General features: G+C 72.3%; 15 protein-coding genes. All 15 read left to right on the forward strand.

What is annotated here, in order from left to right; translation table 11 throughout:
- The first annotated feature begins 256 nt into the window (after positions 1-256).
- The 15 genes from infC to argF all read left to right on the forward strand — a co-directional run bounded on the left by infC (position 257) and on the right by argF (position 15,138).
- Positions 257-850 carry a translation initiation factor IF-3 gene (gene infC, locus B5P21_RS06905; RefSeq protein WP_015490649.1) on the forward strand — a complete coding sequence of 198 codons (594 nt, stop codon included), beginning with the start codon at positions 257-259 and terminating at the stop codon, positions 848-850.
- Positions 843-1,037: a 50S ribosomal protein L35 gene (gene rpmI, locus B5P21_RS06910; RefSeq protein WP_012298616.1), complete on the forward strand. Its 195-nt coding sequence runs from the start codon at positions 843-845 to the stop codon at positions 1,035-1,037. Before infC ends, rpmI begins: the two co-directional genes overlap by 8 nt.
- A gap of 46 nt (positions 1,038-1,083) precedes the next feature.
- Positions 1,084-1,476 carry a 50S ribosomal protein L20 gene (gene rplT, locus B5P21_RS06915; RefSeq protein WP_012038696.1) on the forward strand — a complete coding sequence of 131 codons (393 nt, stop codon included), beginning with the start codon at positions 1,084-1,086 and terminating at the stop codon, positions 1,474-1,476.
- Positions 1,477-1,539: 63 nt separating this feature from the next.
- Positions 1,540-2,340 carry a TrmH family RNA methyltransferase gene (locus B5P21_RS06920; RefSeq protein ID WP_045528450.1) on the forward strand — a complete coding sequence of 267 codons (801 nt, stop codon included), beginning with the start codon at positions 1,540-1,542 and terminating at the stop codon, positions 2,338-2,340.
- 152 nt (positions 2,341-2,492) lie between these two features.
- Positions 2,493-3,281 carry an amino acid ABC transporter ATP-binding protein gene (locus tag B5P21_RS06925; protein WP_094170965.1) on the forward strand — a complete coding sequence of 263 codons (789 nt, stop codon included), beginning with the start codon at positions 2,493-2,495 and terminating at the stop codon, positions 3,279-3,281.
- A 148-nt stretch (positions 3,282-3,429) separates the two neighbouring features.
- Positions 3,430-4,353, forward strand: a complete 924-nt coding sequence (locus tag B5P21_RS06930) for a glutamate ABC transporter substrate-binding protein (protein ID WP_045528448.1) — start codon at positions 3,430-3,432, stop codon at positions 4,351-4,353.
- 118 nt (positions 4,354-4,471) lie between these two features.
- A complete protein-coding gene (locus tag B5P21_RS06935) occupies positions 4,472-5,119 on the forward strand; it encodes an amino acid ABC transporter permease (protein WP_045528447.1) in 648 nt (215 codons plus the stop codon).
- Complete coding sequence (locus B5P21_RS06940) at positions 5,116-5,940, forward strand: amino acid ABC transporter permease (protein ID WP_094170966.1); 825 nt, start codon at positions 5,116-5,118, stop codon at positions 5,938-5,940. The genes B5P21_RS06935 and B5P21_RS06940 overlap by 4 nt, the downstream gene beginning before the upstream one ends.
- Positions 5,941-6,013: 73 nt before the next feature.
- A complete protein-coding gene (gene pheS, locus B5P21_RS06945; protein WP_045528443.1) occupies positions 6,014-7,051 on the forward strand; it encodes a phenylalanine--tRNA ligase subunit alpha in 1,038 nt (345 codons plus the stop codon).
- Between the two features lie 2 nt (positions 7,052-7,053).
- The gene (gene pheT, locus B5P21_RS06950) at positions 7,054-9,597 is read left to right on the forward strand and encodes a phenylalanine--tRNA ligase subunit beta (RefSeq protein WP_045528442.1); all 2,544 of its coding nucleotides are present in this window, start codon (positions 7,054-7,056) and stop codon (positions 9,595-9,597) included.
- Between the two features lie 118 nt (positions 9,598-9,715).
- On the forward strand, positions 9,716-10,765 hold the full coding sequence (gene argC, locus B5P21_RS06955) for an N-acetyl-gamma-glutamyl-phosphate reductase (protein WP_094170967.1): 1,050 nt from the start codon (positions 9,716-9,718) through the stop codon (positions 10,763-10,765).
- Complete coding sequence (gene argJ / locus B5P21_RS06960) at positions 10,762-11,916, forward strand: bifunctional glutamate N-acetyltransferase/amino-acid acetyltransferase ArgJ (protein WP_045528439.1); 1,155 nt, start codon at positions 10,762-10,764, stop codon at positions 11,914-11,916. The genes argC and argJ overlap by 4 nt, the downstream gene beginning before the upstream one ends.
- A 23-nt stretch (positions 11,917-11,939) precedes the next feature.
- Positions 11,940-12,851 (forward strand): acetylglutamate kinase, encoded by a 912-nt coding sequence (argB, locus tag B5P21_RS06965; protein WP_172457231.1) that lies wholly within the window; start codon positions 11,940-11,942, stop codon positions 12,849-12,851.
- The gene (locus B5P21_RS06970; RefSeq protein ID WP_080939317.1) at positions 12,848-14,065 is read left to right on the forward strand and encodes an acetylornithine transaminase; all 1,218 of its coding nucleotides are present in this window, start codon (positions 12,848-12,850) and stop codon (positions 14,063-14,065) included. The genes argB and B5P21_RS06970 overlap by 4 nt, the downstream gene beginning before the upstream one ends.
- A gap of 149 nt (positions 14,066-14,214) precedes the next feature.
- Entirely contained in the window at positions 14,215-15,138 is a 924-nt protein-coding gene (argF, locus tag B5P21_RS06975; RefSeq protein ID WP_045528435.1) for an ornithine carbamoyltransferase, read from the forward strand.
- Positions 15,139-15,150 lie beyond the last annotated feature (12 nt).

Consider the following 15,150-nt stretch of genomic DNA (forward strand, 5'->3'; position numbering starts at 1 on the left):
GAGGATTGATCTCCCACCCGCGCTTGACCGCCTCCATAGGTTACCGGGTCGATTTCGCTCCCCCGTCCGAACGGCTCCCCTCACCGGGACCAGATGACGGGAGCCCCGCATCAGCGGGGGCCCCGCTGCAGAGCGGGGACAGGGCGTGTTGCCGAGTACGACGGATCCGTCGCACCCTGGTGAAGAACTCTCCTCGTCTCGAATCCGAGCGGCACATCGTCGCCGGGCCACCCGAAGACACGAATAGGAGCAGTCCATCAGCGATCCCCGTACCAACGATCGAATCCGAGTTCCCGAGGTTCGCCTCGTTGGCCCAGCAGGCGAGCAGGTCGGCGTCGTATCCATCGACGTCGCACTCCGGCTCGCGCAGGAAGCCGACCTCGACCTCGTCGAGGTCGCGCCCAATTCCAAGCCCCCCGTGGCGAAGATCATGGACTACGGCAAGTTCAAGTACGAGGCCGCGCAGAAGGCCAAGGAAGCGCGTCGCAACCAGGCGAACACCATCCTCAAGGAGGTGCGCTTCCGCCTGAAGATCGATAAGCACGACTACGAGACCAAGCGCAAGCGCGCCGAGGGCTTCCTGCAGGACGGCGACAAGGTCAAGGCCATGATCCTGTTCCGCGGGCGCGAGCAGTCGCGTCCGGACCAGGGCGTGCGACTGCTCAAGATGTTCGCGGAGGACGTCGCCGAGTTCGGCAGCGTCGAGTCCACCCCCACGATCGACGGCCGCAACATGGTCATGGTCATCGGACCGCACAAGAACAAGTCCGAGGCCAAGGCCGAGGCCAACGCGAAGCGCGACGCCACCAAGGCGAGCGCACGAGAAGCGAGAGAAGAGAACAATGCCTAAGCAGAAGACCCACTCGGGTGCCAAGAAGCGTTTCAAGGTCACCGGCAGCGGCAAGATCATGAAGCAGCAGGCGGGCATGCGGCACAACCTCGAGGTCAAGTCCTCCAAGCGCAAGGCGCGACTCAACCAGGACCAGCCCCTGGCCAAGGCCGACATGAAGGTCGCCAAGAAGCTCCTCGGCCGCTAGGCCCCTCGTCGTCCGCGACACCTGAACTCGAATAGGAATCACTGAAATGGCAAGAGTCAAGAGGGCCGTCAACGCCCACAAGAAGCGTCGGGTCATCCTCGAGCGCGCCGCCGGCTACCGCGGGCAGCGCTCGCGCCTGTACCGCAAGGCCAAGGAGCAGGTCACCCACTCCCTCGTCTACGCGTACCGCGACCGCCGCGCCAAGAAGGGCGAGTTCCGCCGCCTCTGGATCCAGCGCATCAACGCCGCCGCCCGCGCGAACGGCCTGACGTACAACCGCCTCATCCAGGGCCTCTCGCTCGCCGGCGTCCAGGTCGACCGCCGCATCCTCGCGGAGCTCGCGGTCCACGAGCCCGCGACCTTCGCGTCGCTCGTGCAGACGGCCAAGGCCGCCCTGCCCGCGAACACCTCGGCCCCCAAGGTCGCGGCGAACGCGTAGCGCATCCCGCACCACCGCCGACGGCGCGTCCCCACCCGGGGGCGCGCCGTTAGTGTTGGGGCCATGCTCGACAATCCCCGCTCCCCGCGTGTCCGTGGCGTCGCCAAGCTCGCGAAGCGGGACGCGCGCGCCGACACGGGCCTGTTCCTCCTCGAGGGGCCGCAGGCCGTGTCGGAGGCGCTCGCGTTCCGTCCCGACCTCGTACTGGAGCTCTTCGCGACCCCCACGGCCCTCGACCGCTACCCGGATCTCGCGCGCGCCGTCCGCGAGGCGGACGTCGAGGTGGAGTTCGTCACGGAGGACGTGATCGCGTCCATGGCCGACACCGTCACCCCGCAGGGCGTGGTGGGCGTGTGCCGGCAGTTCCCGACCTCGCTCAAGCAGATCCTCGGCGACGAGCCGCGCCTCATCGCGATCCTCGAGGAGGTGCGCGACCCCGGCAACGCGGGCACCATCATCCGGGCGGCCGACGCCGCGGGAGCCGACGCGGTGATCCTCACGGGCCGCTCCGTCGACCTCTACAACCCCAAGGTCGTGCGCGCCACGACGGGCTCGCTCTTCCACCTGCCGGTCGCGATCATGCCCGAGCTCGACGCCGTGCTCGAGCGCGTGAAGGCGGCCGGCCTGCAGGTCCTCGCCGCCGATGTGAAGGGGGACGACCTCCTCGCGGAGCGCACGTCGGGCGGCCTCGCCGGGCCCACCGCGTGGCTGTTCGGCAACGAGGCCCGCGGCCTCCAGGACGAGCACCTCGCCCTCGCCGACCGCGCCGTCGTCGTGCCGATCTACGGCCAGGCCGAGTCGATGAACCTCGCGACCGCCGCATCCGTCTGCCTCTACGAGTCGGCGTTCGCGCAGCGCGCCTGACCCGCGGATCCGCCGACGTCCGACGTCCGCCCGGGCCTCGCGCCCTGCTCGACCACGGCCCTGATCGGCCGAAAGACGGCCACCGCGTCACGATGGGGTGACGATGCCCCGCGGAAACGCGGACGAAACACCGTCATGGATATGGTGTTCGCATGGAGCAGAGCCCGACGGCGGACCCCGCCTCGCCCGCCGCAGCAGCGGTCGGCGAGCCCCTGGTCGTCGTATCCCACGTCAACAAGCACTTCGGGGACCTGCACGTCCTCAAGGACATCTCGACCACGGTGAACCGCGGCGAGGTCGTCGTCGTCATCGGCCCCAGCGGGTCCGGCAAGTCGACGCTGTGTCGCGCGATCAACCGGCTCGAGACCATCGACGACGGCACCATCACGATCGACGGCCAGGACCTCCCGTCCGAGGGCGCCGAGCTCGCCCGCCTCCGCGCCGACGTCGGCATGGTGTTCCAGTCCTTCAACCTCTTCGCGCACAAGACCGTGCTCGAGAACGTGACCCTCGGCCCCATCAAGGTGCGCAAGCAGGGCAAGGCCGAGGCGGAGAAGCGGGCGATGGAGCTCCTCGACCGCGTCGGCGTCGCCAACCAGGCGCAGAAGATGCCGGCCCAGCTCTCCGGCGGCCAGCAGCAGCGCGTCGCGATCGCCCGCGCGTTGGCGATGGACCCGAAGCTGATCCTCCTCGACGAGCCCACCTCGGCGCTCGACCCCGAGATGATCACCGAGGTCCTCGACGTCATGGTCGGCCTCGCCAAGGACGGCATGACGATGATGGTCGTCACCCACGAGATGGGCTTCGCCCGCAAGGCCGCCGACCGCGTGATCTTCATGGCCGACGGCGCCATCGAGGAGGACACCACCCCCGCCGAGTTCTTCGACCACCCGCAGACCCCCCGCGCGAAGGACTTCCTCTCCAAGATCCTCGCCCACTGACGCGCGCGGAGGGCACGCGTCCTCCCGCCCGCCGCATCCGGACGCCGCCGAGGCAGGCGCGCCCGGGCGCCGCGCCACCGGCACGACCCGCACCAGGAGCGATCCCCATCGCCTCCGTCATCCATCCACCAGCCAAGGAACGGGAACCATGAAGAACAGGAAACTGACCATCGCCGCGGCCGCCGCGATCGTCGTCGTCGCCCTCACGGGCTGCGGCGCCGCGGGCAGCGCGTCGAACAGCGGCATCGACGCCGGCACGAACGCCCCCGAGAACGGCGACGGCCCCTACAAGCTCGCGCTCGCGGAGAACCCGACGTTCGACGAGGGCACCACGATGGCGCGTCTGGCCGCGGCCGGCGAGATGAAGGTCGGCACCAAGTACGACCAGCCGCTCTTCGGCCTCGCGGGCCTCGACGGCAAGCCCGCCGGGTTCGACGTCGCCATCGCCGCGCTCGTCGCCAGCAAGATGGGCATCCCCTTCGACGGCATCAAGTTCACGGAGACGGTGTCCGCCAACCGCGAGCCCTTCATCCAGAACGGCTCGGTCGACGCGGTCGTCGCGACCTACACGATCAACGACAAGCGCAAGGAGGTCGTGGACTTCGCGGGCCCGTACTACGTCGCCGGCCAGGCGCTCATGGTCCTCGCGGACGACACCACGATCAACACGCCCGAGGACGTCCGCGGCAAGCAGGTCTGCTCCGTCGCCGGATCCACCCCCGCCGCGAACATCGAGGCCACGTTCGGCGCGGTCGTCGTGCCGACCGACGTCTACAGCAAGTGCCTCGACCCGCTGCGCAACGGCCAGGTGTCCGCCGTCACGACGGACAACGTGATCCTCTCCGGCTTCATCGACCAGAACGAGGGCGAGTTCAAGCTCGTCGGCGACGGGGAGACCTTCACCGAGGAGCCCTACGGCATCGGCATCGCCAAGGACGACGAGGCGTTCCGCACGTTCATCAACGACACGCTGCAGGAGGCCTACGACGACGGCACCTGGGCGCGCCTGTTCGAGGCGACGGCCGACACGGTCATCGACACGCCGGAGCCCCCGGCGATCGACCGCTACTAGTCCCACCGGGTCCCGCGTGCGCTGATGCGCGCGCGGGACCCTCCCTCGTCCGGGCACGAAGAGCCCGGATCCGACCATCGCCCGGCCGCGCCGGGTGCAGACCAATAGGAGGTGCGCCGTGGATGTGATCCTCGACAATCTCGACGTATTCCTGCGGGGGTTCGGCGGCACGCTGCGCCTCCTCGGCCTCACCGTGCTGTTCGCCCTCCCGCTCGGGATCGTGATCGCCGCGATGAGGATCTCGCCGCTCGCGAGCCTCCGCGCCACCTCCACGGCCTACGTCGAGCTGCTGCGGAACACCCCGCTGCTGCTCGTCTTCACCTTCTTCAGCGTCGTGATCACGTCGATCTCGGGCGCGCTGCCGTTCATGACGGCGGCGGTGCTCGCGCTCACGCTCTACACGGCGCCGTTCTTCGCCGAGGCGATCCGCTCCGGCATCAACAGCGTGCCCGTCGGCCAGGCCGAGGCCGCGCGCAGCATCGGGCTGACGTTCTCGCAGACGCTCGGGTCGGTGATCCTGCCGCAGGCCGTGCGCACGGTCATCCCGCCGCTGATCAACGTCGTCATCGCGCTCACCAAGAACACGTCGATCGCGGGCGCGTACTTCATCTACGAGCTGTTCAACGTGGGCCGCGACGTCGCGAACGCCAACGGGGACGCGGTCGTCTGGGTCTTCGTGGGCGTCGCGTTCTTCTACCTCATCATCACGGTCCCGCTCGGCCAGCTGGCGGACCACCTCGAGAAGCGAGTGGCGGTCTCCCGATGAGCAGTGTCCTCTACGACGTCCCCGGCCCGAAGGCCCGCCGTCGCTCCCGCATCCTCTCCGTCGTCACGGGCGCCATCGTCGTGGCCGTGCTCGCCTTCGCCGCCGTGAAGCTGCAGCAGGCCGGGCAGTTCAGCCCCGACATCTGGCTCGTGCTCAACGACCCGCTCGTCTGGGGGCTCCTCCTCCGGGGCCTCGTCGTGGTGCTGCAGTCGGCCGCGGTGGCCGCGGTCCTTGCGATCCTGCTCGGCATGGTGCTCGCGCTCCTCCGCATGAGCGAGCACCGGGTCATCCGCTACGCCGTGACCGTGGTGCTCGAGTTCTTCCGCGGCATGCCCGTGCTGCTGATGATGCTGTTCATCTACCTGATCTTCCCCATCGGCCCGTACTGGTCGGTCGTCACCGCGCTCACGCTCTACAACGGCGCGATCATCGGCGAGGCCCTGCGCTCGGGGATCCTCGGCCTGCCGCGCGGGCAGCGCGAGGCGGGGCTGGCGATCGGCCTCCGGCCGCTGCAGAACCGGCTGCTCGTGGAGTTCCCGCAGGCGTTCCGGACGATGCTGCCGATCATCGTCGCCCAGCTCGTGGTGCTCATCAAGGACACCGCGCTCGGCACCATCGTCAGCCTCGTCGGCCTCACCAAGCAGGGCGAGCTGATCCTCGAGGCCACGAGCCGCGCCAACTCGCTGCCGATCTTCGTGGTGATGGTGGGCATGTACCTCGTGCTGAACCTCACGGTGTCGACCATCGCGCGGCGCCTCGCCCGCAAGCGCGGACCGCGCGTGGCGAAGACCGTCGCGGCCGGGACCTCGCAGGGCGCGTAGCCGCCCCGTGCGGCCGGGGCGCGGCCCGGTCGCGGGCCGGGAGCGGCACCCCCGATCGGTAGACTCGGGCCTCATGTCCGAACCCCAGATCTCCGAGGAGACCGTCGGCGCCGCCGTGGAGCAGGCGATGGCCGCGCTCGCCGCGACCACCGACTCCGCGTCGCTCGCCGAGGCCCGCTCCGCCCACATCGGCGAGGCCTCCCCGCTCGCCCGGCTGAACGGATCGCTCCGCTCGCTGCCGCCCGAACAGCGCAAGGACGCCGGCAAGCTCGTCGGCCAGTCGCGCGCCCGCGTCACGCAGGCGTTCCAGGCGCGCGAGGCGGAGATCCAGGAGCAGGAGGCCGCCGCGCGCCTCGTGGCCGAGGCCGTGGACGTCACCGCGCTGCCGAGCCGCTGGCGCGCCGGCGCCCGCCACCCGCTCACCATGCTCGAGGAGCGCATCGCCGACATCTTCGTCGGCATGGGGTGGCAGGTGAACGAGGGCCCCGAGCTCGAGAGCGAGTGGTTTAACTTCGATGCGCTGAACTTCCCGCCCGACCACCCGGCGCGCGCGATGCAGGACTCCTTCTACGTGGATCCGACCGACGCGCACCTGGTGCTGCGCACGCACACCTCGCCCGTGCAGATCCGCACGCTGCTCGCCGACGCGCTGCCCGTGTACACGATCGCGCAGGGCCGCACCTTCCGCAGCGACGAGCTCGACGCGACGCACACGCCCGCGTTCCGCCAGATCGAGGGGATCGCGATCGACCGCGGCCTCACCATGGCGCACCTGCGCGGCACGCTCGAGCACTTCGCGCGCTCGATGTTCGGCGAGGACGCGCGCATCCGCCTGCGCCCCAACTACTTCCCGTTCACCGAGCCGAGCGCCGAGATGGACGTCTGGCACCCGGCCGCCGCGGGCGGACCCCGCTGGATCGAGTGGGGCGGCTGCGGCATGGTGAACCCGAACGTGCTGCGCTCCGCGGGCATCGACCCGGACGAGTACCAGGGCTTCGCGTTCGGCATGGGCACCGAGCGCACCCTCATGTTCCGCAACGACCTCTCCGACATGCGCGACATCGTCGAGGGCGACATCCGATTCGGCGCGCAGTTCGGGATGGTGGTGTAGTCGTGAGGATCCCGATCAGCTGGCTCGGCGAGCACGTCGAGCTCCCCGGAGGCGTCACCCCCGAGGACGTCCATGCCTCCCTCGTGAGGGTGGGCCTCGAGGAGGAGGACGTGCACGCGTTCTCGATCTCCGGCCCGGTCGTCGTCGGGCAGGTGCTCGAGGTGACCCCCGAGCCGCAGACCAACGGCAAGACCATCAACTGGTGCTCCGTCCGCGTCGCGCCCGAGGGCGCTCTCGCTGCCGACGGCGGCGAGGACGTGCGCGGCATCGTATGCGGCGCGCACAACTTCGTCGTGGGGGACAAGGTCGTGGTGAGCCTGCCCGGCGCGGTGCTCCCCGGCCCGTTCCCCATCAGCGCGCGGAAGACCTACGGGCACGTGTCCGACGGCATGATCGCGTCGTCCCGGGAGCTCGGCCTCGGGGAGGAGCACGACGGGATCCTCGTCCTCTCCTCGCTGGGCCTCGACCCCGAGGTCGGCACGGACGCGCTCGCGCTCCTGCACCTCGACGACCAGGCGGTGGAGGTCAACGTCACGCCCGACCGCGGGTACGCGTTCTCGATCCGCGGCATCGCCCGCGAGTACGCCCACGCCACGGGCGCCGCGTTCACCGACCCCGCCGACGCGCTCGCGCTGCTCGCGGCCGACGCGCCCGTCGCGGGGGTGGAGGTGCGCGTCGACGACGCCGCCCCCATCCGCGGCCGCACGGGCGCCGACGTGTTCGTCACGCGCGTGGTCTCCGGCCTCGACGTGTCCCGGCCCACGCCCCCGTGGATGGTGTCGCGGCTGACCCTCGCGGGCGTCCGGTCGATCTCGCTCGCGGTCGACATCACCAACTACGTGATGCTCGAGCTCGGCCAGCCGTTGCACGCGTACGACCTCGACCGGCTCCAGGGCGGCATCGTCGTCCGCCGCGCCGCCGAGGGCGAGACACTCGTCACGCTCGACGGGCGCGAGCGCGCGCTGCACGTCGAGGACCTCGTCATCGCCGACGACTCGGGGGCCGTGGGGCTCGCGGGCGTCATGGGCGGCGCGGCCACCGAGATCGGCGCGGGCACCGGCCGCGTGCTGATCGAGGCGGCGGGCTTCGACCCCGTGTCGATCGCGCGCACGTCCCGTCGGCACAAGCTGCCGAGCGAGGCGTCCAAGCGGTTCGAGCGCGGCGTGGATCCGCGCATCGCCCCGGCCGCAGCGGCGCGCGCCGTGCAGCTCCTCGAGGAGCTCGTCGGCGGCCACGCGGAGGGCATCGGCTCGGTCCTCGACACGACCGCGCCCCGCGCGGCGATCGAGCTGCCCCTCGGCTACCCGGCGTCGCTCGTCGGCGTCGACTACACGGAGGACGAGGTGCGCCACGCGCTCGTCGACGTGGGCTGCGCGCTCGAGGAGCGCGACGGCCGGCTCTCCGTCACCCCGCCGACCTGGCGCCCGGACCTCCGCGACCGCGCCGACCTCGTGGAGGAGGTCGCGCGCATCGTCGGCTACGACCGGATCCCCGCCGTGCTGCCGGTCGCGCCCCCCGGCCGCGGGCTCACCGCCGCGCAGCGCCTCCGTCGCCAGGCCTCGATCGCGCTCGCTGCGGGCGGGCTCACCGAGGTCATGGGATCGCCGTTCTCCTCGGAGGCGCAGAACGCGCGCTTCGGCGCGGCCGACCGCGAGGACGCGCCCGCCGTGCGCCTCGCGAACCCGCTCGACGTCGCGTTCCCGTACCTGCGCCGCTCGCTGCTGCCGGGCCTCATCGACATCGCCCGGCGCAACCTGTCGCGCGGATCCACCGACCTCGCCGTCTTCGAGACCGGCACCGTGTTCCTGCCCCGCGCGGGCGTCGCGTACGGCTCTCCCGAGATGCCGCCGGGGGCCGCGCGCCCCGACGCGGACACGCTGCGGGCCCTCGACGGCGGCATCCCGCCGCAGCCGCGCCACGTCGGCGTGCTGATCCTCGGCGACGCCGTCCCGAAGCAGCCCGGCACCCCCGCGCAGCGTGCGGGCCTCGTCGACGCGCTCGACGCCGTGCGGCAGCTCGCGCACGCGGTGGGCGTGGAGATCCGCTTCGAGCAGGGCGCCCACAGCGCCCTGCACCCGGGACGCACGGCCGCGATCGAGACCGTGACCGCCGACGGCCCCGTCATCGTGGGCTTCGCCGGTGAGCTGTTGCCCGCGCTCGCCGCCGAGCTCGACCTGCCCGAGCGCGTCGCCCTCGCCGAGGTCGACCTCGACCTGATCGTGGAGCTCGCGGGCCGACCCGTCGAGGTGCGCACGCTCACCTCGATGCCCGTCGCGACGCAGGACCTCAGCCTGGTCGTGCCGCTCGAGGTCCCGGCGGGGGAGCTCCTCCGTACGGTGGTCGAGGGCGCGGGCGACCTGCTCGAGTCCGCCCGCCTGGTGGACGACTACCGCGGCCCCGGCGTCGCGGACGGCACCCGCTCGCTCACGTTCGCGCTCCGCTTCCGCTCGCCCGACCGCACGCTGACCGCGGCCGAGGCGAGCGAGGCCCGCGACGGATCCGTGCGGCTGGCCGCCGAGCGGTTCGGCGCGGCGCTGCGCGAGTAGTCCGGCACGCACCTGGCCCGACGCGTGGGCGGGCCCCTCCCCGGGGGGGGGCGCCCGCGCTGTCGTCCGGTCCTGCGGCCCGGCGGGGCCCCTCCGGCACCGGCACTAGATTTGAGGCATGTCATTCTCAGTCGCCGTGGCGGGTGCCAGCGGCTATGCCGGCGGGGAGCTCCTCCGCCTGCTCGCCGACCACCCGCGCCTCGAGGTCCAGACGCTCACCGCCTTCCAGAACGCGGGCGAGCGTCTGCGTCAGGTGCACCCGCACCTCACCTCGTACGCCGACCGCACCTTCGTCGAGACGACCGCCGAGCAGCTGGCCGGCCACGACGTGGTCTTCCTCGCGCTGCCGCACGGCAGGTCGGGCGCCATCACGGCCGAGCTCGACGACCAGACCCTGGTGGTGGACTGCGGCGCCGACCACCGGCTCGTGGACGAGGCCGCGTGGGACGCGTTCTACGGCGGCGAGTTCGCGGGCGCCTGGCCGTACGGCCTGCCCGAGCTGCTGCACGCCGAGGAGGGCGGCACCCAGCGCACGCGCCTGTCGGGCGTCAAGCGCATCGCCGTGCCCGGCTGCAACGTCACCGCCATCACGCTCGGGCTCCAGCCCGGCATCCGCGCGGGCGTCATCGAGCCGGAGGACATCGTCGCCGTCCTCGCGGTCGGCCCGTCCGGCGCGGGCCGCGCCCTCAAGACGAACCTGCTGGCGAGCGAGATCCTCGGATCTGCGAGCGCCTACGCGGTCGGGGGCACCCACCGCCACACGCCGGAGATCCGGCAGAACCTCGAGACCGCGGGCGGCGGGCACGTGAGCGTCTCGTTCACGCCGGTGCTCGTGCCGATGGCCCGCGGCATCCTCGCCACGGCCACCGCGCGTCTCGCCCCCGGCTTCTCGGCGCACGACGTGCGCGCCGCGTGGGAGCTCGCCTACGCCGACGAGCCGTTTGTGCACCTGCTGCCGGAGGGGTCGTTCCCGAACGTGTCCGACGTCACGGGATCCAACACGGCCCTCGTGGGCCTCGCCATCGACGAGGCCGCGGGCCGCGTCGTCACGGTCACGGCCATCGACAACCTGGTCAAGGGCACGGCGGGCGCGGCGATCCAGTCCGCCAACATCGCGCTCGGGCTGCCCGAGGCCTTGGGCCTCCCGGTGAACGGGGTGGCCCCGTGAGCGTCACCGCCGCACGCGGCTTCGTCGCCGGAGGGGTCGCCGCCGGCCTCAAGTCCACGGGCGCGCTCGACGTCGCCCTCGTCCGCAACACCGGCCCGTCGCAGGCGGCCGCCGCGGTCTTCACGAGCAACCGCTGCCAGGCGAACCCCATCCTCTGGTCGCGCCAGGTCATCGGCGACGGCCGGGTGAGCGCCGTCGTCCTCAACTCCGGCGGGGCGAACTGCTACACCGGATCCCGCGGCTTCCAGGTCACGCACGCCACCGCCGAGGCGGTCGGCCGCGCGCTCGACGTCTCGAGCGGCGACGTGCTCGTCTGCAGCACGGGCCTCATCGGCGAGCAGCTCCCGCTCGACAGGCTCGAGGACGGGGTCTCCCGCGTCTCCGTCGCGCTGTCCGACGGCGGTGGCGGCGACGCGGCGCGCGCCATCATGACCACCGACACCAAGCCGAAGCAGTCGGTCCGCGCGTCCGACGCCGGCTGGACCGTGGGCGGCATGGCCAAGGGCGCGGGCATGCTCGCGCCGGGGCTCGCGACCATGCTCGTGGTGATCACGACCGACGCCGACCTCGACGCCGCCGCGCTCGACGCGGCGCTCCGCGAGGCCACGCGCGTCACCTTCGACCGGCTCGACTCCGACGGCTGCATGTCGACCAACGACCAGGTCACGCTCCTCGCGAGCGGCGCGTCCGGCGTCGTGCCCGACGCCGAGGCGTTCCAGGCCGCGCTCACCGCGGTGTGCGCCGACCTCGCCGAGCAGCTGCAGGCCGACGCCGAGGGCGCATCGCACGACATCGCGATCGAGGTCGTGCACGCCGCATCCGACGCGGACGCGGTCGAGGTCGGCCGCGCGGTCGCGCGCAGCAACCTCTTCAAGGCCGCCGTCTTCGGCAACGACCCCAACTGGGGCCGCGTGCTCGCGGCTGTCGGCACCACGGACGCCGCGTTCGACCCGTACGGCATCGACGTCGCCATCAACGGCGTCCAGGTGTGCCGCGCGGGCGAGCCGCACGAGAGCCGCGACCTGGTCGACCTCCACCCGCGCGCCGTGCACGTCCTCATCGACCTGCACGCGGGCGCCGCGACGGCGACCATCCTCACCAACGACCTCACGCACGACTACGTGCACGAGAACAGCGCGTACGCCAGCTGATGGGCGGCGCAGACGGGACGGACGTGACCGCCATCACGCAGGACGCCGCCGAGCGCGACCAGGCGCAGGCCGAGTCGAAGGCCGCGACGCTCATCGAGTCGCTGTCGTGGCTGCAGCGCTTCCACGACCGCATCGTGGTCGTGAAGTTCGGCGGCAACGCCATGGTCGACGAGGAGCTCACGCGCACCTTCGCGGAGGACGTCGTGTACCTCCGCTACGCGGGGCTCCGACCGGTCGTCGTGCACGGCGGCGGTCCGCAGATCAGCGCGATGCTCACGCGCCTCGGCATCGAGAGCGAGTTCCGCGGGGGATACCGCGTCACCACGCCCGAGGTGCTCGAGGTCGTCCGCATGGTGCTCACCGGGCAGGTCAGCCGCGACGTCGTGCGCGGCATCAACGCGCACGGCCCGCTCGCGGCCGCCGTCTCCGGCGAGGACGCGGGGCTCTTCACGGGTCGCCGGCGCGGCGCCGTGGTCGACGGCGTCGAGGTCGACCTCGGCCTCGTGGGCGATGTCGTGGCAGTGGATCCCACGGCCGTGCTCGCCCAGCTCGACGCCGGCCGCATCCCCGTCGTCTCCTCCATCGCGCCCGACGAGTCCGACCCCCAGGTGTCCCTCAACGTGAACGCGGACGCCGCGGCCGCGGCGCTCGCCGTGGCCCTCGGCGCCGAGAAGCTCGTGATCCTCACCGACGTCGCCGGCCTCTACCGCGACTGGCCCGACCGCGGATCCCTCGTCACGGACATCCGCGCCGACGAGCTCCGCGCGCTCCTGCCGGCGCTCGAGTCGGGCATGATCCCCAAGATGGCGGCGTGCCTCGAGGCCGTCGACGGGGGAGTGCCCAAGGCCGCGATCATCGACGGTCGCATCCCGCACTCGATGCTCCTCGAGATCTTCACCACGAACGGAATCGGAACGGAGGTCGTGCCCGCATGACCACGACCCAGCCAGAGCGCCGCACCACCCAGACCGAGAGCGAGTGGTCCGACCGCTTCCAGGCCGCGATGATGCGCTCGTCCCCGCCGCCGCTCGCCATGCTCGTGCGCGGCGAGGGCTGCCGCGTGTGGGACTCGACCGGCCGCGAGTACCTCGACTTCCTCGCCGGCATCGCCGTCAACTCGCTCGGGCACGCGCATCCGGCGCTCATCCGCGCGGTCACCGAGCAGGTGTCCACGCTCGCGCACGTCTCCAACTACTTCGCGACGCCGCCGCAGATCGCGCTCGCCGAGCGCCTCCGCCGCATCACGGGCGCGGGCGACACCGGCCGCGTGTACTTCGGCAACTCCGGCGCCGAGGTCAACGAGGCCGCGTTCAAGCTCGCGCGCCGCAACGGATCCGCGCATCGCACGCGCGTCATCACCCTCCAGGGCTCCTTCCACGGCCGCACGATGGGCGCGCTCGCGCTCACCGGGCAGCCCGCGCTGCAGGCGCCGTTCCTCCCGCTCCCCGGCGGCGTCGAGCACATCGCGCCGACCCTCGAGGCGCTCGAGGCGGCGATCGATGACACCGTGCAGGCGCTCATCCTCGAGCCGATCCAGGGCGAGGCCGGCGTCGTCGACCTGCCGGCGGGCTTCCTCCGTCGCGCCCGCGAGCTCACGCGCGAGCACGGCGCGCTGCTCATCCTCGACGAGATCCAGACCGGCGTCGGCCGCACCGGCCGCTGGTTCGCGTACGAGCACGAGGGCGTCCGGCCCGACGCGGTCACGATCGCCAAGGGCATCGCGGGCGGCGTGCCCATCGGCGCGCTCGTGGCCTTCGACGAGGCGGCCGACCTCCTGCAGAAGGGCCAGCACGGATCCACCTTCGGCGGCAACCCGCTCGCCACCGCCGCGGGGGACGCGGTGCTCGCCGAGATCGAGGAGGCCGGGCTCGTCGAGAACGCCGCCCGTCGCGGCGAGGAGATCCGCGCCGCCATCACGGGCCTCGACTCCCCGCTCATCGCCGAGGTGCGCGGCCGGGGCCTCCTCATCGGCGTGGGTCTGCACCACGAGGACGGCGGGCGCATCGCGGCCGCCGCGCTCGGCGAGGGGCTCATCATCAACGCGCCGAACGCCCGCAGCCTCCGCATCGCGCCGCCGCTCATCGTCGGCGACGCCGAGGTGCGCGACTTCCGCGAGCGCTTCGGCCGCGCGCTGGCGCACCTGCGCTGACCACGCAGGAGCCGGCCGGCACGAGCGTCCGCGCCTCCCGCCGCACCCGTCGGCGGGTACCCCCGCGCGGGGGTGCCCGCGGACGGATCCGCCCCCGCACGTCCCCTAGGCTTGTCGGACCCCCGAGTCCCCCGAGAGCGAGCGATGCGATGACCCGCCACTTCCTGCGCGACGACGACCTGAGCCCGGCCGAGCAGGCCGAGGTCCTCGATCTGGCGGTGCAGCTGAAGCGCGAGCGCTGGTCCGAGCGCCCCCTCGCGGGTCCGCAGACGGTCGCCGTGATCTTCGACAAGTCCTCCACCCGCACGCGCGTCTCCTTCGCGGTCGGCATCGCGGACCTCGGCGGCGTCCCGCTCACCATCAGCACCGCCAACAGCCAGCTGGGCGGCAAGGAGACCGCGAGCGACACCGCGCGCGTGCTCGAGCGCCAGGTCGCCGCCATCGTGTGGCGCACCTACGCGCAGTCCGGCCTCGAGGAGATGGCGGCGGGCACCACGGTCCCCGTCGTCAACGCCCTCTCCGACGACTTCCACCCGTGTCAGATCCTCGCCGACCTCCTCACCATCCGGGAGCACCGCGGCGACCCCGCCGGACAGACGCTCGTGTTCCTCGGCGACGGGGCGAGCAACATGGCGCACTCCTACCTGCTCGGTGGCGTCACGGCGGGCATGCACGTCCGCATCGCCGCCCCCGCGGGCTACGTGCCGGCGGCGGGCGTCGTCGCCGACGCCGAGCGCATCGCCGCGACCACGGGCGGCTCCGTCCGGATCCTCGCGGATCCCGTCGAGGCCGTCACCGGCGCCGACGTGGTCATCACCGACACCTGGGTGTCGATGGGCCGCGAGGAGGAGAAGGCCGTGCGTCTCGCCGAGCTCGGCGCCTACCAGGTCACGACCGAGCTCATGGAGCACGCGGTCGACGACGCGATCTTCCTGCACTGCCTTCCCGCCGACCGCGAGTACGAGGTGGCCTCCGAGGTCATCGACGGCCCGCGATCGGTGGTCTGGGACGAGGCGGAGAACCGCCTCCACGCCCAGAAGGCGCTGCTCGTCTGGCTCCTGCGCCGTTCCTGACGCAGCCCCCAC

The sequence above is a fragment of the Clavibacter michiganensis subsp. insidiosus genome (assembly GCF_002240565.1).
GTDB lineage: Bacteria > Actinomycetota > Actinomycetes > Actinomycetales > Microbacteriaceae > Clavibacter > Clavibacter insidiosus.